This window comes from Propioniciclava coleopterorum, from assembly GCF_011393335.1.
GTDB classification, from domain to species: domain Bacteria; phylum Actinomycetota; class Actinomycetes; order Propionibacteriales; family Propionibacteriaceae; genus Propioniciclava; species Propioniciclava coleopterorum.
This window is the reverse complement of the sequence record NZ_CP049865.1, coordinates 388,756-404,627: the sequence shown is the minus strand read 5'-3', so window position 1 is coordinate 404,627 and position 15,872 is coordinate 388,756. Positions and strand designations below refer to the sequence as shown.

The 15,872-nt window shown below is 72.2% G+C and carries 20 protein-coding genes; 14 read left to right on the top strand and 6 right to left on the bottom strand.

Features of this window, described 5'->3' with window-relative positions:
- The first annotated feature begins 26 nt into the window (after positions 1 to 26).
- The 3 genes from G7070_RS19135 to G7070_RS01900 are packed head-to-tail and all read left to right on the top strand — an operon-like array spanning position 27 to position 1,418.
- A complete protein-coding gene (locus G7070_RS19135; protein ID WP_166231513.1) occupies positions 27 to 662 on the top strand; it encodes a phosphotransferase in 636 nt (211 codons plus the stop codon).
- Positions 551 to 970: a phosphotransferase gene (locus G7070_RS19130; protein WP_250646002.1), complete on the top strand. Its 420-nt coding sequence runs from the start codon at positions 551 to 553 to the stop codon at positions 968 to 970. Before G7070_RS19135 ends, G7070_RS19130 begins: the two co-directional genes overlap by 112 nt.
- A gap of 28 nt (positions 971 to 998) precedes the next feature.
- Positions 999 to 1,418, top strand: a complete 420-nt coding sequence (locus tag G7070_RS01900; RefSeq protein WP_166231510.1) for a TfoX/Sxy family protein — start codon at positions 999 to 1,001, stop codon at positions 1,416 to 1,418.
- Here the strand turns inward: G7070_RS01900 and G7070_RS01895 are convergent.
- The gene (locus tag G7070_RS01895; RefSeq protein WP_166231507.1) at positions 1,363 to 2,367 is read right to left on the bottom strand and encodes an AraC family transcriptional regulator; all 1,005 of its coding nucleotides are present in this window, start codon (positions 2,365 to 2,367) and stop codon (positions 1,363 to 1,365) included. The two genes, G7070_RS01900 and G7070_RS01895, sit on opposite strands and share 56 nt — an antisense overlap.
- Positions 2,368 to 2,477: 110 nt before the next feature.
- Here G7070_RS01895 and G7070_RS01890 point away from each other — a divergent pair, with 110 nt between their 5' ends.
- A complete protein-coding gene (locus G7070_RS01890) occupies positions 2,478 to 2,954 on the top strand; it encodes an anthrone oxygenase family protein (protein ID WP_206079893.1) in 477 nt (158 codons plus the stop codon).
- Positions 2,955 to 2,997: 43 nt separating this feature from the next.
- On the opposite strand, the gene G7070_RS01885 is transcribed toward G7070_RS01890, so the two are convergent.
- A complete protein-coding gene (locus G7070_RS01885) occupies positions 2,998 to 3,840 on the bottom strand; it encodes a MerR family transcriptional regulator (RefSeq protein ID WP_166231504.1) in 843 nt (280 codons plus the stop codon).
- Between the two features lie 137 nt (positions 3,841 to 3,977).
- Here G7070_RS01885 and G7070_RS18210 point away from each other — a divergent pair, with 137 nt between their 5' ends.
- The 4 genes from G7070_RS18210 (at position 3,978) to G7070_RS01870 (ending at position 7,096) form a co-directional block, all read left to right on the top strand.
- Positions 3,978 to 4,793, top strand: coding sequence for a deoxyribodipyrimidine photo-lyase (locus G7070_RS18210; RefSeq protein WP_246227223.1), 816 nt, complete (start codon positions 3,978 to 3,980; stop codon positions 4,791 to 4,793).
- Positions 4,790 to 5,392: an FAD-binding domain-containing protein gene (locus tag G7070_RS18205; protein WP_246227221.1), complete on the top strand. Its 603-nt coding sequence runs from the start codon at positions 4,790 to 4,792 to the stop codon at positions 5,390 to 5,392. Before G7070_RS18210 ends, G7070_RS18205 begins: the two co-directional genes overlap by 4 nt.
- Positions 5,393 to 5,480: 88 nt before the next feature.
- On the top strand, positions 5,481 to 6,167 hold the full coding sequence (locus tag G7070_RS01875; protein ID WP_206079892.1) for a hypothetical protein: 687 nt from the start codon (positions 5,481 to 5,483) through the stop codon (positions 6,165 to 6,167).
- On the top strand, positions 6,164 to 7,096 hold the full coding sequence (locus G7070_RS01870) for a DUF1295 domain-containing protein (protein WP_166231501.1): 933 nt from the start codon (positions 6,164 to 6,166) through the stop codon (positions 7,094 to 7,096). Before G7070_RS01875 ends, G7070_RS01870 begins: the two co-directional genes overlap by 4 nt.
- Positions 7,097 to 7,127: 31 nt before the next feature.
- Here the strand turns inward: G7070_RS01870 and G7070_RS01865 are convergent, their stop codons facing one another.
- Both G7070_RS01865 and G7070_RS01860 read right to left on the bottom strand, forming a co-directional pair.
- The gene (locus G7070_RS01865; RefSeq protein WP_166231498.1) at positions 7,128 to 7,997 is read right to left on the bottom strand and encodes a cytochrome c biogenesis CcdA family protein; all 870 of its coding nucleotides are present in this window, start codon (positions 7,995 to 7,997) and stop codon (positions 7,128 to 7,130) included.
- Between the two features lie 4 nt (positions 7,998 to 8,001).
- A complete protein-coding gene (locus G7070_RS01860; protein WP_166231495.1) occupies positions 8,002 to 8,748 on the bottom strand; it encodes a DsbA family protein in 747 nt (248 codons plus the stop codon).
- Positions 8,749 to 9,242: 494 nt separating this feature from the next.
- Here G7070_RS01860 and G7070_RS17495 point away from each other — a divergent pair, with 494 nt between their 5' ends.
- The 5 genes from G7070_RS17495 (at position 9,243) to G7070_RS01835 (ending at position 13,203) form a co-directional block, all read left to right on the top strand.
- The gene (locus G7070_RS17495) at positions 9,243 to 9,461 is read left to right on the top strand and encodes a hypothetical protein (RefSeq protein ID WP_206079891.1); all 219 of its coding nucleotides are present in this window, start codon (positions 9,243 to 9,245) and stop codon (positions 9,459 to 9,461) included.
- Complete coding sequence (locus G7070_RS01850; RefSeq protein ID WP_166231492.1) at positions 9,458 to 9,847, top strand: BlaI/MecI/CopY family transcriptional regulator; 390 nt, start codon at positions 9,458 to 9,460, stop codon at positions 9,845 to 9,847. Before G7070_RS17495 ends, G7070_RS01850 begins: the two co-directional genes overlap by 4 nt.
- Positions 9,844 to 10,827 carry a M56 family metallopeptidase gene (locus G7070_RS01845; protein ID WP_246227219.1) on the top strand — a complete coding sequence of 328 codons (984 nt, stop codon included), beginning with the start codon at positions 9,844 to 9,846 and terminating at the stop codon, positions 10,825 to 10,827. Before G7070_RS01850 ends, G7070_RS01845 begins: the two co-directional genes overlap by 4 nt.
- 401 nt (positions 10,828 to 11,228) lie before the next feature.
- Positions 11,229 to 11,513 carry a hypothetical protein gene (locus G7070_RS01840; protein ID WP_175558236.1) on the top strand — a complete coding sequence of 95 codons (285 nt, stop codon included), beginning with the start codon at positions 11,229 to 11,231 and terminating at the stop codon, positions 11,511 to 11,513.
- A 172-nt stretch (positions 11,514 to 11,685) separates the two neighbouring features.
- Positions 11,686 to 13,203, top strand: coding sequence for a hypothetical protein (locus G7070_RS01835; RefSeq protein ID WP_073186125.1), 1,518 nt, complete (start codon positions 11,686 to 11,688; stop codon positions 13,201 to 13,203).
- On the opposite strand, the gene G7070_RS01830 is transcribed toward G7070_RS01835, so the two are convergent.
- On the bottom strand, positions 13,154 to 14,194 hold the full coding sequence (locus tag G7070_RS01830) for a DNA adenine methylase (RefSeq protein WP_084189328.1): 1,041 nt from the start codon (positions 14,192 to 14,194) through the stop codon (positions 13,154 to 13,156). The genes G7070_RS01835 and G7070_RS01830 overlap by 50 nt on opposite strands.
- Positions 14,195 to 14,460: 266 nt before the next feature.
- Between G7070_RS01830 and G7070_RS01825 the strand changes: the two genes are divergently transcribed.
- On the top strand, positions 14,461 to 15,444 hold the full coding sequence (locus G7070_RS01825; RefSeq protein ID WP_073186127.1) for a DNA-processing protein DprA: 984 nt from the start codon (positions 14,461 to 14,463) through the stop codon (positions 15,442 to 15,444).
- A 34-nt stretch (positions 15,445 to 15,478) separates the two neighbouring features.
- Here the strand turns inward: G7070_RS01825 and G7070_RS01820 are convergent, their stop codons facing one another.
- Positions 15,479 to 15,853, bottom strand: a complete 375-nt coding sequence (locus G7070_RS01820) for a sulfate permease (RefSeq protein ID WP_073186128.1) — start codon at positions 15,851 to 15,853, stop codon at positions 15,479 to 15,481.
- Positions 15,854 to 15,872: the final 19 nt, after the last annotated feature.

The following is a 15,872-nucleotide window of genomic DNA, read 5'->3' as shown; positions in this document are numbered from 1 at the left end:
CGCCCCTGCGCGGGGAGGATGGCACGATGCGGATGCACCCGGGTCAGATCGAGATCGAGATCGAGGCGGTCCGAGCCGCGGTCGCCGACCAGATCGTGGGCGCGCGCGGGCTCCCCGTCGTCGCGGTGGCGTCCGCCGGGACGGTGGTCGCCCCCTTCCGGATCGGCGATGGCCTTGTCGCACGCGTCCCGCTGGTGCCCCAGGACGCCGACGCCCGCGCCCGTCTGCTGGCCGAGGGCGAGCATGCGCGACGGCTCGCGGCGTCCCTTCCGCTGGAGGTCTCCCAACTGGTCGCGATCGGGGAGGCCTTCCCCGGCTACGACGGGGTGTGGTCGGTCTGGACGTGGGTCGAGGGGGCGTCGCTGGACGCGCTGACCCCGGACGCCTCCGCCGACCTGGACCGGGGCCGACTGGCCGCGGACCTCGCCGCGGTGCTGCGCGCCTTCCACGCCCTGCCCACCGGCGGGGCGGGGTGGGGCGGGGCGGCCGGGGCAGCCGCCCGCTCGCCGACACCGACTGGGTGCGGACCTCGATCCGGCGCAGCGCCCACCTGCTCGACGCGGACGCGGCCACCGCGACCTGGGAGCGGGCGCTGCGGGCGGCGCCGCTCGCGGGCCCACCCCGGACGATCCACGGTGACCCGGTTCCGGGGAATCTGGTGATCCGGGACGGTCGCCTGGCCGGGCTCATCGACATCGCCGTGCCGCAGATCGGCGATCCGGCGTCCGATCTGGCGCCCGCCTGGACCGTCTTCGAGGAGCCGGAACGCTCGCTGTTCCGGGAGGCACTGGGGCTGGACGCCGCCGCCTGGGAACGCGGGCGCGGCTGGGCCTTCGAGATGGCGATCGGGGGGCTGCACTACTACGAGGAGACCAACCCGGTGTTCGCCCGGCAGGCGGCCCGGACGCTCGCGCGGCTGATGGACGACGGGGCGGCGTCCGGGCTGGGCGGCGCGGGCGGGGTGCGTTAGCGTCAGGCTGAGCCCCCAGGAGGTCGCCATGCAAGCACCCGACCCGGCGGCGCGCGGAGCGGACGCCGGCGCCCCACCCCAACCGGCGCGTGCCGCGACGACGGGCGTGCCCGCCGCGCAGGCCGATCTCGTGTTCCGGCTTCGCGGGCTGCTGGCCGACGAGCCCACGCTGCGCGACGTGTCGATGTTCGGCGGCCGCTCGTTCATGGTCGAGGGCCGGATGCTGGTCGCCGCGGGTCGGGACGGCAGCCTCCTGGTGCGGGTGGCCGGGGCGCGTCACGACGAACTGGTGGCCCGACCGGGCGCGGCGCAGGCGCAGATGGGCGCGGGGCGGTCGATGGGCCCGGGATGGATCCGGGTGGAGGCGCAGGCGCTCGAGGACGACGCCGCCCTCACGTCGTGGCTGGACCTGGCCCGGGAGCACCACCGCCGGGCGGCCGAAGGCTGAGGTCCTCGCGCGCCGCACGGCGGACGGCGCCGGGCGGGCTCCCGACGACGCGGGTGAAGGCGCGGTGGAAGGCCGCCTCGGAGCGGTATCCCAGGTCGGCGGCCAGCCGGGCGACGGTCACGTCCTCCTCGCGCAGCCGCGCGCACGCCAGCCGCATCCGCCAGCGCGTGACGTAGGCGCCCGGCGCCTCGCCCAGGAGGTCCGCGAACCGGGCGGCGAACGCCGAGCGCGAGAGGGTGGCCGCGGCGGCGAGCCGGTCGAGCGTCCAGTCCGCGCCGGGGTCGGCGGCCAGCGCCTCCAGGGACGCTCCGATCCGCGGGTCGGCGATGCCGCTCAGCCAGCCGGGCGGCGGATCGGCCCGGGTCTCGAGCCAGGAGCGGATGGCCTGCACGACGAGGACGTCCGCGAGCCGCGTCGCGATCGTGTCGCCACCCAGGCGTGGATGCTCCGCCTCCGCGGTCATCAGCCGCACCGTCGCGTGCAGCGCGTCGGACTCCGCCGCGGTCGCCCCGGCGACCCGCAGCAGCGGTGGCAGCCCGCGCACCAGCTCGGCCGCAGCCTGGTCGTCGAACCCGACCACGCCGCAGAACAGCAGGCCGCGCGCGCCGGGGCCGCCGTGCCGCAGGACCGAGTGGTGGGCGCTGAGGTAGCGCTGGGGGAGCAGGTCGACCCGTGCCGCGTCCGCCCGCCCCGCACGCAGGGTGTGGCCGCGGCCGTGGGGGACGAGCGCCACGTCGCCCGCGGCCAGGGCGACCGGATCGCAGCCCGGGACGGCGAGCGCGCACGACCCCGCCAGCACGACGTGGAAGCTGAGGGCGTCGGGGAGCGCGGGCATCTCCAGCGCCCACGGCTCGCCCAGTTCGGCGCGACAGGAGAAGACGCGGCGCATCCGGAGCGTCTGCAGCGTCCGGGCGAGCCGGTCCGCCGCGGTCCGCGGGAGGGTGGTCATGGCCGATTCTCCCATGCGGCGCGGCGAGATCCGGGACGAATGAGCAAGAGAACCGTTCACAGGGGCATGGTTCGTCGCGCCGGGGCGTCCTAGCGTGGTCGTGACGTCGGATGAGGGGAGCCGGAATGGTCGCGCAGTGGCTGCTGGTGGGGGCGATTCTGATCAACGGGCTGCTGGCCGGGTTGTACTTCGCCTTCGCCTGCTCGGTGGTGCTGGCGTTCGCGCGGCTCGACGACGCCGCCTACGTGACCGCGTTCCGGCTCATCAACACCGCGATCCTCAACCGGTGGTTCCTCCCGGTGTTCTTCCTGGCGCCCGCGCTGGCGCTCGTCGCCGTCGGCGCGCGGGCGGCCGAGGGCGACCTCGGCGCCGCCGGGGTGCTCGGAGCGGCGGCGTCGGCGGCGACCTTCCTCATCACGGTGGCGGCCAACGTCCCCCTGAACCGACGCCTGGACGCCGCGCCCACGGCGTCCGGGGTGGAACTGCGGGCGGCGCGGGACGCCTTCGAGGGGCCCTGGCGCCGCTGGAACCTGGTTCGCGCCGTCACCGGCGCGGTCGCCGTGCTGGCGCTGGCCGCTGCCGCCTGACCCGGCCTCGCCCCTCACGGGCGAGAGAGTCGCCTCCGCGCGCTCACAGCGTCGCCCCGAGCAGCGCCCGGTGCACGCGGCGGGCCGCCTCGGGGATGTCGTCGGGCAGCGGCGTCGCGCCCCTGACTCCGGCGCGCGCGGCGCCGCCGACCCACACCGAGACCGGCAGGTCGGCCAGGGCGTCGGCGACGAGGGTGCCGGCGCGGGCGTCCCGGCGCGAGTGAACCGCGAGGACGGCGGCCAGCGGGTGCCGGTCGCGTACGGCAGCCCGCCAGTCGGCCGGGGGGACGTCGGCCCCCAGGTACAGGACATCGGCGCCGAGCCGGCGCAGGCAGACGGCGAACGCGAGCAGCGCGAGCTCGTGCCGCGCGCCGCTCGGCAGGCCCACCAGGACCGTCGGGCCGCGCTCGTGCGGGGCCGCGGCGGCGAAGGCCGAGGCCAGCGCCCCCATGAGGCCCGCGCTGGTGAAGTGTTCGTGGGCGACCGACAGCCGCCCCGACGCCCAGGCCTCGCCCAGCAGGTCGAGTTGGGGGAGCAACCACGCCGTCACCGACTTCTCGAAGTCGCCGTCCGCGAGGCCGGCCCGGATGGTCGGGCCCAGCACCTCCGGATCGAGCGAGGCGGCGGCCGCGACCAGATCCGGCGTGCCCGAGGTGGCCCCACCCGGCGTCGGGAGGGCGCTGAGACTGGCGGCCGCGAGCGCGGGACGCATCCCACCGGCGACGCGCGCAGCCATCTCCCGCAGCAGTTCGATCTGCGCCGGGTCGTAGAGCCGGTAGCCGCCCTCGGTGCGGCTCGGGGCGATGACGCTGTAGCGGCGCTCCCAGGCGCGCAGCGTGGCAGCGGGGACGCCGACGAGGCGGGCGGCCTGGCTGACCGTGTACACCCTCGCCTCCTCGAATCGTGCGCCTGCGCCGAGCCTATCCCGTCGCGCGGGGGCCGATCGCCGCCCGTCGCGGTCGGATCGTCCCATCTCGAGGGCCACTCTTGTACAAGGTTTGTCCAATGTCTAGGGTGGCGTGCATGACCGCCGTCCTCTGGCTTCGCCGCGACCTCCGTCGCGCTGACCTGCCCGCGCTGGCCGCAGCCCACGGCCGCGCGTCCGGCGGCGAGGTGGCGGTCTGCGTCGCGCTCGATCCGGGCGACGAGGCGCGGGGAGCCGCGCCGCGCGCCTGGTGGGCGGCCACGCTCCTGGCGCTGCGGGAGACCTACGAGGGTCGGCTCACGCTGCTGGAGGGGGACCCCGCCGAGGCGCTCGTGGCGTTCGCCGCCCGCTTGGGCGCCTCCTCGGTGCACGTCTCGCGGGAGACCGAGCCGGCCGGAGTGGCCCGCGACGCCCGCGTCCGGGCCGCGCTCGCAGCCGCCGGCGTCGACTGGGTCGAGACCGGGACCCCCTATGCGGTCGCGCCCGGCGCGGTGCTGACGGCTGCGGGGCGACCCTTCGAGATCTTCACCCCGTTCGCGCGGCGATGGCGCGAGCACCTGGGCGAGCCCCCGGCCCAGGAGCCGCCGGGCCTGCGGCTGGCGCCGGCGTCCGGCGACGAGGGCGCCTGGGCCCGGCTCGAGGCCCGCGCGGACGCCGCCGCGGCGCTCGAACTGCCCCCGGCCGGCGAGGAGGCGGCGCTGGCGCGCTGGCACGGGTTCCTCGACGAGGGGCTGCCGGGGTACGCGCGGCGCCGGGACCGGGCCGACCTGGACGGCACCTCCCGCCTGTCGCCGTACCTCGCGCTGGGCGTGCTGCACCCCGGACCCTGCTCGCCGACCTGCTCGCGGACGGCGGCCCGGACGCCGAGAAGTTCCTCACCGAGCTCGCCTGGCGCGAGTTCTACGCCGACGTGACCCATCACCACCCCGGCAGCCTGGACGCCGACCTGAGTCCCGCGCTCGCGTCCCTGGCCTACGACGACGACCCCGCCGCCCTGGTCGCCTGGCAGGAGGGCCGCACCGGCTATCCCCTCGTGGACGCCGGCATGCGGCAGTTGCTCGCGACCGGATGGATGCACAACCGGGTGCGCATGGTGGCGGCCAGCTTCCTCACCAAGGACCTGCACGCCTGGTGGCCCGCCGGCGCGCGCTGGTTCCTGCGGCACCTGATCGACGGCGACCCGGCCTCGAACGCCCACGGCTGGCAGTGGACCGCCGGCACCGGCACCGACGCCGCCCCCTACTTCCGGGTGTTCAACCCCGTCCGGCAGGGGCTCACGCACGACCCGGACGGCGACTACGTGCGCCGGTGGATCCCCGAACTCGCCCACATCGACGGCCCGCGCGTCCACGAGCCGTGGGCCGTGCCGGGCGGCCACGCCCACGGCTACCCCGAGCGTCTGGTGGACCACGCCGCCGAGCGGCGGGACGCCCTGGAACGCCACGCGCGGGCCCGCGCCGACCGACCCGAACCGACGAACCACCCCCCGACCCGAAAGGAAGGCCGCCCATGACGACCCTGACCCGAAGGCTGCTCGACACCGCAGCCCTCATCCTCATGCTCGTGGGAACCCTGTGGGGTTCGGACTGCTCGGAAACCCGGTGGAGGACACGGCCGGGGGTGCGCTGGCCGCGGACGCCACGCTGCTGGCCCCGGCGACCGCCGCGTTCTCGATCTGGAGCCTGATCTACCTGCTGCTGCTGGCCTATGTGGTCTGGGGCTGGACGCCGGCCGCCGCGCGGTCGAAGCGGTGGCGGAGCCTCGGCTGGCTGCCCGCCGGCACGATGGTCCTCAACGGCGCCTGGCTCGGGATCACCCAGGCCGGCTGGCTGTGGCTCAGCGTCGTGGACATCGCGGCGCTGGCCGTGGTCCTCGGCGTCCTCAACCGTCGGCTGGCTGCCTCCCGGCCGTCCGGGGCACTGGAGGGCGTGGTGCTCGACGGCACGTTCGGCGTCTACCTGGGCTGGGTGACCGTCGCCACGTGCGCGAACGTCACGGCCGCGGCTGTGGCCCAGGGCGTCGACCTGGGTGCTGTGGGCAACGCCGTCGCCGCTGTGCTCGTCCTCGCGGTCGCCGCCGCGCTCGGCGCCTTGTTCATGCGGCGGTTCGGGGTGGCCGCCCTCGGCGTCGCGGCCGCCATGGCGTGGGGGCTCGGCTGGATCGCCGTCGGACGCCTGGCCGGCACCCCGGCCTCGACGACCGTCGGCGTGATGGCCGCACTGAGCGCCGTCGCGGTGCTGGCCGCGCTGGCCTGGAGCCGGGCCCGTCCGGCGGTCGCGGCCGCATGACCGCATCGCCCGACCCCGACCCTCGGCCCGGAGGCGCTGAGACGCCCGCTCCGGGTAATCGTGGCCGCTCGGCGGCGATCCTCGTCCTGGTGCTCGGGCTGGGCGCAGGGATCGCCTGGGCCGGCTCGCAGGGCGGGGCGCTCGTGGGCGGCGTCCCCGTGTTCGCGCTCGCCGTGGCCTGGGTCTTCCTGGTGCAGTCCGTCGGCTTCCTCCACGCCTGGACGAAGCAGACCGAGCACTACTTCGACCTGCTCGGCAGCCTGACCTACATCACCACGGTCGTCGCCGCGTGGGTGCTGAGCGGCCATCGCGACGCGACGGCGATGCTCATCGGCGGCGCGGTGGTCGTGTGGGCGGCCCGGCTGGGGACCTTCCTGTTCCGACGGGTCCGGCGGGCCGGCTCGGATGACCGCTTCGACGCGATCAAGCCGAACTTCCCCCGGTTCCTCAACGTCTGGATGCTGCAGGGGCTGTGGGTCACCATCACGCTGGGTGCCGCCCTGGCGGCGATCACCGCCGCGCCGCGACCCGCGTTCGGCGCGATGACCGTCGTCGGCCTGCTCGTCTGGGCGCTCGGGTTCGGGTTCGAGGTCGTGGCCGACACCCAGAAGAGCCGCTTCCGCGCGGACCCGGCCAACCAGGGTGAGTTCATCTCCACGGGCGTGTGGGCGTGGTCGCGGCACCCCAACTACTTCGGTGAGATCGTCGCCTGGGCCGGGATCGCCCTCGCGGCGTTCCCGGCGCTGCACGGCTGGCAGTACGTCACCCTGCTCTCGCCGGTGTTCGTCGTCCTGCTGCTCACCCGGGTCAGCGGGATCCCACTGTTGGAGAAGAAGGCGGACGCGCGCTGGGGCGATCGGGCCGACTACCAGGCCTACCGCGCCGCGACGCCGGTGCTGGTGCCGCGTCCCCGGCCGAAGCGGGCGTGACGGCGCCCGAGGGGGCGCGCGGCTCAGCCCCTCACGGGCGGGCGCCGCGGGCGTCCTCGGCGTCCTGCGCGTCGCCGCCGCGGACGCGGCGCCGCCCGGCCCAGACCAGCAGCACCAGCGCGGCGCCGCCGAGCACGACCAGGGCGTCCACCACCGGGCTGGCCAGGCCGCCCGCGCGCTCCTGGAGCCATGCCTGCGCCTCGACCGGGACCAGCGCGGGCGCCCCCACCAGGCCGTTGGTGGTCCAGAACAGGACGCCGACCGCCATGATCAGCACCCCGGTGACGAGCGAGGTCGTGTGCAGTTCGCGGCCCAGCGCCGTGACGGTGCGGCCGCGCAACCACCGGCGTCCCCGGTCACCGAGCCGCTGCCACAGCGCGGCGATCGCCAGCAGCGGCACGACCATCCCGGCGCCGTAGACGGCGAGCAGGACGCCGGCGGCCAGCGCGTCGCCGCGCGCGGCGGCCAGCGTCAGCACGGCCCCGAGGATCGGGCCGGCGCAGAAGCCCGCGATGCCGCTGGCGGCGCCCAGCAGCAGCGTCTTGGCCAGGCCCGTCCGGGACGCGGCCCGGGCGTGCAGGTCGGCGGAGGCGGGCAGCAGGCGCGAGGGGTCGAACCCGAACCCGAGCGCCTGGGCTGCGCCCAGGACGACCAGGACGACCGAGGCCAGCAGCACGATCGCCTGTCGGTGCGTCACGAACAGCGTCCCGAGCGCCCCGGCGCCGGTGCCGACGGGGACCAGCACCAGGAGGAGGCCCAGGTAGAACACCGCGCCGTGCGCCAGCAGCCGCGGGCCCGACCCCACCGTCGAGGCGAAGAACGCGGGCAGCATGAGCGCCGCGCACGGGCTCAGCAGCGCGAGCGTGCCGCCGACGAACGCGGCGAGCAGTCCGATGTCCATGGGCTCACGCCGCGGCGTCGAGCGCGGCGGCGAAGGCCGCCTCGAACACCTCGGTCGGCTGCGCGCCCACCAGCGGACGTCCGCCCAACAGGAACACCGGCGTCGAGGTCGCCCCCAGGCTGAACGCGAGCTGCTGGTTGGCGGCGATCGCCTGCGCGGTCTCCTCCGAGCGCAGGTCGGCGGCGAACCGGTCCGTCTGCAGGCCGAGGTCGCCCGCCAGCGCGATGAGCGCCTCCTCACTGAGCTCGGCCTCCGTGCGGGTGCGCCCGCCCTCGAACAGGGCGTCGTGGTAGGCCCACAGGGCGCCCTGCCGGGCGGCGGCGTGGGTGGCGCGCGCGCCGCGCTCGGACGCCGGGCCGAACGCGTTCACGTCCCGCCACTCGATCCGCAGGTCGCCCGCCGCGACGTGCGCGCGCATCGCCGGGAGCGTCTGCTCGCTCCAGCGCGCGCAGTACGGGCACTGGTAGTCGGAGAAGACCACGAGCACCACCGGCGCGTCCACGGGGCCGTCGGCGAGGAGGTCGGCGGCGTCCCTGCCCTCGGCTGCAGAGAGGTCGGGTCCCTGCTGCTGCGGGGCCACGGACGCCGCGCCCGTGGGGCTCGGGACCACCGGGGCCGCGGGCTCGCCGCGGTTCACCAGCGCGATCGTCGCGAGCAGCACGGCGGCCACCGCGAGCACGGCGACGGGTACCTTCCACGACGAGGGCGAGCGGCGCGGCGCTCCCGGACGGGCGCGGGTGTCGGCGGGCATGCGGGTCCCTCTTCCTGTCGTGGCTCCGGCGTTACTATCCAAGATAGTCGACTATGGTCGATAGTCGAGTCGTGCCACAATGGCCGCATGTCGTCCCGTCTCGTCCGGCCGCTGCGCGCCGGCGCCGAAAGCGTCCGGCTCGCCGGCCGCGCGCTGGGGCTCTGGAACGCCCGGCAGGCGCTGGTCGCCGCCGCGGCCGCCGTCGGGGTCGCGCTGCTGATCGGCGTGGCCACCGTCTTGATCCCCAACCCGATCTTCGGCCGCGAGATCCCGCCGGTGTGGTGGAACTACCCCGTGTGGCTGGTGACCTCGGCCCTGTCGGGGATGCTGCTCGCCACCTACGTGCGGCCCCGGGACGCGGCCCCGGCCATCGGAACCGCCGGCGACCCCGAACCCGCGACCAGCCCGGCCGCCGAGGCCGACGGCGACCCCGCCCCCGGACGGGCCCGGACGCCGCCGGCGGCGGCCAGGAAGGGCGCGGCAGCAGACTCGGCGTGGCGGGCGGCGTCCTGGCCTGGTTCGCCGTCGGGTGCCCGGTCTGCAACAAACTGGCCCTGCTCGCGCTGGGCTACGCCGGCGCGATCACGTGGTTCGCCCCGCTGCAACCGGTGCTCGCGGCCGCCGCGCTGATCCTCACCGGCGTCGCGCTGGTGTGGCGGCTGCGCGGACAGATCGCCTGCCCGGTGCGTCCGGCGACGGTGGCGGTGCGATGAGGGGCGCTCCCGAGCATCCGGGTGAGCCGCTGCGCCTGGGCGCGCTGGAGGCCCAGGTCATGGGCGTGCTGTGGGATCACGGCCCCGCGACGGTGCGCGAGGTGATCGAGCGGCTGCCGACCGACCCGGCCTACACCACCATCGCGACCGTGCTCACCAACCTGGACCGCAAGCACCTCCTGTCGATCACCCGGCAGAACCACTCGACGCGCTACAGCGCGCGGATCGGCCGCCACGAGCACGCGGCCGCGCTCATGGAGCAGGTGCTCGAGGCGAGTCGGGATCGCAGCGCCTCGATCCTGCAGTTCGTGGACTCGATGCCGGACAGCGACCTCGACCTGCTGCGGGACTACCTGAAACGCCGCGACGCGGGGGAGCGTCCGTGACCGCCGGTCTGCTCGCGGTGGTGCTGTGCGCCGCGGTCCTGGCGGGGACGGCCGCCGGGCCGTGGCTGTTGCGGCACGCGTCCCCCTTCCTGGTGCGGATGCCGCGGCTGGCCGTCCTGGTCATCGCCGGCGGGCTGGGGCTGTGGCTGGTCGCGCTGCTCGCGATCGGCCCCGTGCTGGCGTGGGCCGCTGCTGGACCCGCGCTCCTGCCCGAGGGGGCCGCGGACGTGTGCCGGCGCTGCCTGAGCGCGGCCAACCCGTTCCCGGGCCAGGCCGCCTCCGGCCCCGTGCCTGCTGTCCTGCTGCTGGCCCCGACGGCGGCGCTGACGCTGGTCGTCGGGGCGGGGCTGCTGCGCAGCCTGCTCCGCGCGGACGCGCAGGCGCGGAGCGCGGCCGGGGTGCTGTTGCCCGGCGCCCAGCACCGTTGGGTGCAGGGCCACGACGTGACGGTGGTCGAGGCCGAACGCCCGTTCGCGCTGACCCTCCCCGCCCGGCGCGGCGGGATCGTGCTGTCCACCGCGGCGCTCCACGCGCTGGCCGACGACGAACTCGCCGCCGTCCTGGCCCACGAGGACGCCCACCTGCGGCAGCGGCACCACCTCGTCTCCGCGCTGGTGGACGGGCTGGCCGCGCCCCTGCTGTGGGTGCCGGTGGTTCGCGCGGCCGTGGACGCGTTGCCGCACTACCTGGAGATCGCCGCCGACGACCGCGCCCGCCGCAGCGTCGGCACCCCGGCGCTGGTCGGCGCGCTGCTCAAGCTGGGGGAGCGCGGCCACCCCGCGACGGCGCTGCCCTCGGGCCGGGTCGTGCTCCAGGCCGCCGGGCCGGAGCGCATCCGGCACCTGGTGCGTCCGGTCGGCGGCTGGGCCGGCGCCCTCCCGGCTGGCGCGCTCGCCGGCTACCTCGTCGGGATGGCCGCACTGAGCGCCGCCGTCCACCTGCCCTACGCCGCCGCCGCGCTGAGCGGTTGCGGGCTCTGACTACCCACGGCGACCCCCGACCGGAACAGCAGCACCCCTGAGAAATCAAGAATCGCGCAGTCGAGCCCGGTCTCGACGGCATTCCCCCTTGTGGGGCACAGCCGCGCGGCTGTCGAGTGCGCGATTCTTGATTTTTCGCTCCGCTGCCCTGCATCGAGGCCGGGGCGGGAAAACTGCGAGGCCCCCATCGGGTCCTGGTGGACTCGATGAGGGCCTCGGCTCTGGGGTGCCTGAGTAGCACGTTCGGCAACTCCGCCCCCAAGACAAAAATCCTGGTCAGCCGCCTAGACCGTGGGGTCTACGAGGTCTCCCGACGTCCCCAGGATACCGCTCCGAAGGACGATCGTGGCCCCGTCGTGAGGACTGTCGAGACGGCTCAAACTTTTCTCACCGCCTCCGAGGTGGATGCGCTCGTCGGCGACTACCTGGCCGGGATGAGCGTCAAGGCCCTCGCCGAGAGGTACGGTATCCACCGCGCCACCGTGTTCGCTCACCTACGTCGCCGCAACGTGCCGAGCCGCCGACCAGGGCTCGGGATCGACGAGAAGGCCGAGGCCGTGCGCCTCGCACGCGCGGGCGTCTCGATGCGCGCGATCGGCCGCCGGATGGGCGTGGACCGCAAGGCCGTGCGCGCAGCACTGGTCGAGGCTGGACTCATTGCGGATGAGTCCGCCAGCAGTTCGTAGCGCCGCTCTGGGCCGCTGATGGCGCAGAGGGTTTCGGCGGACATCGTCGCTCCCGACGTGTCTCAGCCCGGAGAGCGAGGCGTGCAGCTACCGTTGGAGACGAACGACTGCTCTCGCCAGTTCGGCACCGAGGGCGTGGATCGCCGGACGGAGCACGAGAGCAGGGCTGGATATGGCTTACGAGCAGCTACCGATAGTCGAGGTCGACCTCGAACAGCTCCTTCTCGACCTGGAGAACTACCGCATACCGACACGCCGCGACGACGAAGCAGGTGCGCTGAAGTACCTGTTTGCATCCGAGGACGTCCTCGGAGCGGCGCGCCTGATCCTCCGTGACGGCTACTTCGACAACGAAGTCCCGATCGTGACGTCGGCATCAGCGTCCGGCGGTAGCTCCCCATACACCGTGCTGGAAGGCAACCGTCGAGTTAGCGCGCTCAAGGCGCTTCAGGACCCGACGATCGTGCCCGGCCATGAGGCAGAGATTCGCGCGCTGCTGAAGCGGTACGCAGTGGAGGCGGAGAATCTCCCCGAACGAATCCGTGTCATCGTCGCTCCCGACCGGGCGACGGCTGCACCTCACGTCGCGAGGTTGCACACCGGCATCTCGAAGAGGCGCTGGAGTCGCGATCAGCAGGCAACCTTCTACTATTCGCTCGTCGACGAGCAGACCACGGTCGACGATGTGAAGGCACAGTACCCGGATGTCGAGGTTGCCAGGTTCATGCGGATGGCCGTGATGCGGCGCTTCCTCAGCGCAGCGCCATTCTCCGATCACACCCTCCGGCAGTACGCCGCAAGTGACGACCTGGCGATGTCGGCCTTCGAGTATGCCTACCGAAGCAAGGAGATTGCCTCCGCGATCGGTGTCGAGTTCGACAAGGATGGCATGCTTCTGCCGCGGGCCTCGACGCCTGAGAAGATCGCTGTGAAGTTGACGAAGAAGAAGCTCAATGCTTTGGAGTACCTTGTCAGCGAGTTCCGTGCAGGGCGTCTCAACACTCGCTCACCAGAGTTCAAGAAGCGCAACCAGGAGTATCAGTCCCTGGTGGATCGCCTCAACGGCGTATCGACTGCGGCTCCGCCCCAACCAGCGCCGCCCACTCCTCCCGTGCAACCGACGCCATCCGGGCCGTCCCAAGGTGGCGCGTCCGGCGCGCCCGGTGGCCCCAACACTGGCGGGAGTGGTGCTGCTCCGAACCCACCCGGCCCTCCTGGCGGCACGGGCAGCCGTGGACCCAACCATCCAGACACGAAGGACACGCTTGATCTGTCGGGGCTGGACTACGAGAACGCGCCGCTGAATCTCAAGCTGCGATACTTCGAGTTGCGCAAGATCAGCCTCTCGAATCTCCCTATCGCGGCCGCGATCCTCATGCGCTCAGTATTGGAGGCCACCATCAAGGTCCATTTCGAGGGCTCTCCAACCCCCGCCACTGGACAGTTGAGCGATGTATTCAAGCGCGTGGTGCAGGCCTATGGACAAGAGAAGTCGCTCAAGTCAGGCATTAGTGCTATCCAGTCGGGTAACGCGCACAAGCACGGATCGATCCAGTGGTTCAACCTCATCGCGCACAGTGCCGATGCTTCCGTGAGTGCGGATGACGTCCGGCAGGCATGGAAGGTCGTGAACCCGCTGCTTAGGCGCTTGTTGCGCCCGCCATCGCAGACGTCGTCTGCAACGACTTGATCGCCCGCGCGACAGACGGGGATGCCACGAGCAGCTCTTCCGCCTGGCCCGGATACCTGGCGGAGTAGGTGAGTTCCAGTCGGCACTGGAACTGATTTCGATACAGTTTCTCGATCAGCGGGGCTGTGTCATAGGTCATCAACCAGTGTGCACTTTCAACGGAGTTGACGATCGTCGAGAGTGCCTTGTGGTCTCGTCCGTCGAAGGCATTGAGATAGAGTTGCGAGCCTGCTTGCACGTAGGGCGGGTCGATGTACATGAATGACCGGTCATCGTGAGAGTACTGCTGGATCACAGTCCGGCCATCCAGATCAGAGACCGTGATTCGATCCGCTAGAGCACCGATCGCAGTCAACCGCTCGACGAGTGTGAGCCGGTTGAATCGCGCATCAATCTTGTATTTTCCCTCCTGGCGCTGGCCGCCGATAACGCCGGCGTTCAGAATCCCGGAGCGATTGGTTCGATTCAAGAAAAAGAACGCGAAGCCCAGGCGCAGTGCATCGCGCTCGTCCCGTGAGCGATATACGTCGCGCTGGCGCTGCCACTCGTCGATCGTGAGTGGTGTTGACGCCACCATTTCTACGAACTCTGCGTTGTTGCCAACGACGGACTTCCAGAAGGCGTGGACGGCTGGGTCGATGTCGTTGACTACCAAGTGTTGGACGATGCCCTCGCGCAGAAGCGCGATCCCCGCGCCCACACCTCCGGCGTAGGGTTCGATGTAGCGGGCGTCCTTGATGCCAAGAATGTCGATGATGTCAGCGAAGAAGCCAGCGAGCGCAGCTTTTCCGCCGGGGTATCGCAATGGTGAGAGTGTGCCGTATCGGCGTGACCCGATGACACGCAGGCTGTCAGTCATTGGAGTCCTTCCTTGCCCGGTGTGCGGCAACACGGCAGCGGGCTGAGCAGAAGCGAGCGTCACCTCGTCCGAGGAAGGCTTGGTCGCAGTGCTCGCAATCTCGCCATGCCTCTCGGCGGCGTAGGCGTTCATGGCGTAACGCGCGATCAAGCTCGGTGAGCCCCACGTCACTCAGGCTGCCTAGACGCTTCATGTTACGGATAGTACTCGTTACAGATCACATCGTGGTTCGCCACGCGGACGCTCCCGCGAATAGGCCGTTCTTCGGAGTCCGCCGGGTGAATCTCCGTAGCTGCGCCCGTTTCGCCTCACTCGGGAGAGGACCCCTGAGCAGGGTGGGTGTCCGCGAGGCTCGGTCCGCGCACCTCGTCGGTAACGAACGCCGAGAGGAACCGAAGATGGCCAGTTTGAGTGATGTCGCGAGCGACGAGCGCACCGCGAGGATGGTGCTGTCCATGCTCGTCGAGCCCAATGACTCGGTGACAGGACGCATCTTGTCCAGGCTCAGAGCAGTCGAGACGCTTTGGCTCGCTGAGCACGACCGCGAAGTAGTCGGTCTGAGCCCAGTGGACGCGCAGGTCTGGCGCGAACGCCTCAGGGTGCCAGATGCAAGGGAGCTCGCCGGGCGAATCGACCAGGTGCACCAATCGGGGGTTCGAGCACTCATCCCAGGCGATAACGACTGGCCTACCGCCTTCGACGATCTTGGTGAAGTTGCGCCCTACGTGCTGTGGACTCGCGGCACGTCGTCCTTCCTCTCGCGTCCGATGAGCGATCTCGTCACGATCACCGGGGCTCGGGCATGCACCTCCTACGGTGAATACGTGGCTCGGGAACTCGCCAGTTCCGTTGCCGCAGAGGAACGAGTTGTCGTCGCGGGAGGTGCCTACGGGATCGAAGGCGCGTCGCACCAGGCCGCCCTCGCTGCAGGTGGCGACACGATCGCCATTCTCGCCAACGGAGTCGATCGCCCGTACCCTGTCGGCCATCGCGACCTGCTTGATCGCGTCGCTGATGTCGGCCTTCTCGTCAGTGAGGTTCCGCCGGGTGCCGTTCCGACCCGACACCGGGTCATCGCCCGAGCCCGGCTGATGGCTGCGCTGTCCTACGCGTCGGTGATCGTCGAAGCGGGTGCTCGATCTGGCTCACTGCTGGTTGCCCAGCGAGCCGACGAGCTCGGCCGACGTGTCGGTGCCGTTCCCGGACCAGTCACGAGCGCCGCCAGCATAGGACCGCACCGCTTGTTGCGCGACGGCATCGCGACCTTGGTGGCGGACACTTCGGACCTCGCCAAGCTCGTGGAGCGGGGCCAGGTGTCACGAGAGCGACTCGACATGGAGCAGGTCGGCCCACCTTCTCCTGCTCCGACGCGCACGCTGTAGCGCGCCGGTCAGCAGTGGACGCCGGAGCCTGAACTCAGCGAGAGCTTCGAGTGAGCTCACCCAGTGGCACATCCTCGGAGAGCTCCTGCCGCTGCTGCCGCTGCTCGCGGTATTCACGGGCGCGAGCCCTTACGAGGAGAACGACGCTCACTGGGCCGATGGCCATCATCTTGAGAGCGTTCCAGAGGCAGACCAGCACGACGAGGTGGAGCCATCCAGGGCCGCCGTTCTCAATGAGTGTGGTGCACCAGAAGGCGATGACCAGGTAGGGACCGGCCAGGAGCATCGCGGGGACGCCCCACTTCAGTCCCTTCCTCGTGCGGATCAGATCGAGCAGGATGTTGCTCGGCATGTAGCAACGCAGGAAGTAGCGAACCTCGGCGCTGGCTGTCCACAGTAGGCGGATCATGATGGGCTCCTCTCAACAC

Excerpts from the sequence above, each read along its gene's own strand:
- G7070_RS01850 (WP_166231492.1), top strand. The coding sequence starts at position 9,458 with ATGAGGGGCGCTCCCGAGCATCCGGGTGAGCCGCTGCGCCTGGGCGCG.
- G7070_RS01895 (WP_166231507.1), bottom strand. The coding sequence starts at position 2,367 with ATGACCACCCTCCCGCGGACCGCGGCGGACCGGCTCGCCCGGACGCTG.
- G7070_RS01865 (WP_166231498.1), bottom strand. The coding sequence starts at position 7,997 with ATGGACATCGGACTGCTCGCCGCGTTCGTCGGCGGCACGCTCGCGCTG.
- G7070_RS19135 (WP_166231513.1), top strand. The coding sequence starts at position 27 with ATGCGGATGCACCCGGGTCAGATCGAGATCGAGATCGAGGCGGTCCGA.
- G7070_RS01900 (WP_166231510.1), top strand. The coding sequence starts at position 999 with ATGCAAGCACCCGACCCGGCGGCGCGCGGAGCGGACGCCGGCGCCCCA.
- G7070_RS01890 (WP_206079893.1), top strand. The coding sequence starts at position 2,478 with ATGAGGGGAGCCGGAATGGTCGCGCAGTGGCTGCTGGTGGGGGCGATT.
- G7070_RS01825 (WP_073186127.1), top strand. The coding sequence starts at position 14,461 with ATGGCCAGTTTGAGTGATGTCGCGAGCGACGAGCGCACCGCGAGGATG.
- G7070_RS01830 (WP_084189328.1), bottom strand. The coding sequence starts at position 14,194 with ATGAACGCCTACGCCGCCGAGAGGCATGGCGAGATTGCGAGCACTGCG.
- G7070_RS01870 (WP_166231501.1), top strand. The coding sequence starts at position 6,164 with ATGACCGCATCGCCCGACCCCGACCCTCGGCCCGGAGGCGCTGAGACG.
- G7070_RS01835 (WP_073186125.1), top strand. The coding sequence starts at position 11,686 with ATGGCTTACGAGCAGCTACCGATAGTCGAGGTCGACCTCGAACAGCTC.
- G7070_RS01820 (WP_073186128.1), bottom strand. The coding sequence starts at position 15,853 with ATGATCCGCCTACTGTGGACAGCCAGCGCCGAGGTTCGCTACTTCCTG.
- G7070_RS18210 (WP_246227223.1), top strand. The coding sequence starts at position 3,978 with ATGACCGCCGTCCTCTGGCTTCGCCGCGACCTCCGTCGCGCTGACCTG.
- G7070_RS01860 (WP_166231495.1), bottom strand. The coding sequence starts at position 8,748 with ATGCCCGCCGACACCCGCGCCCGTCCGGGAGCGCCGCGCCGCTCGCCC.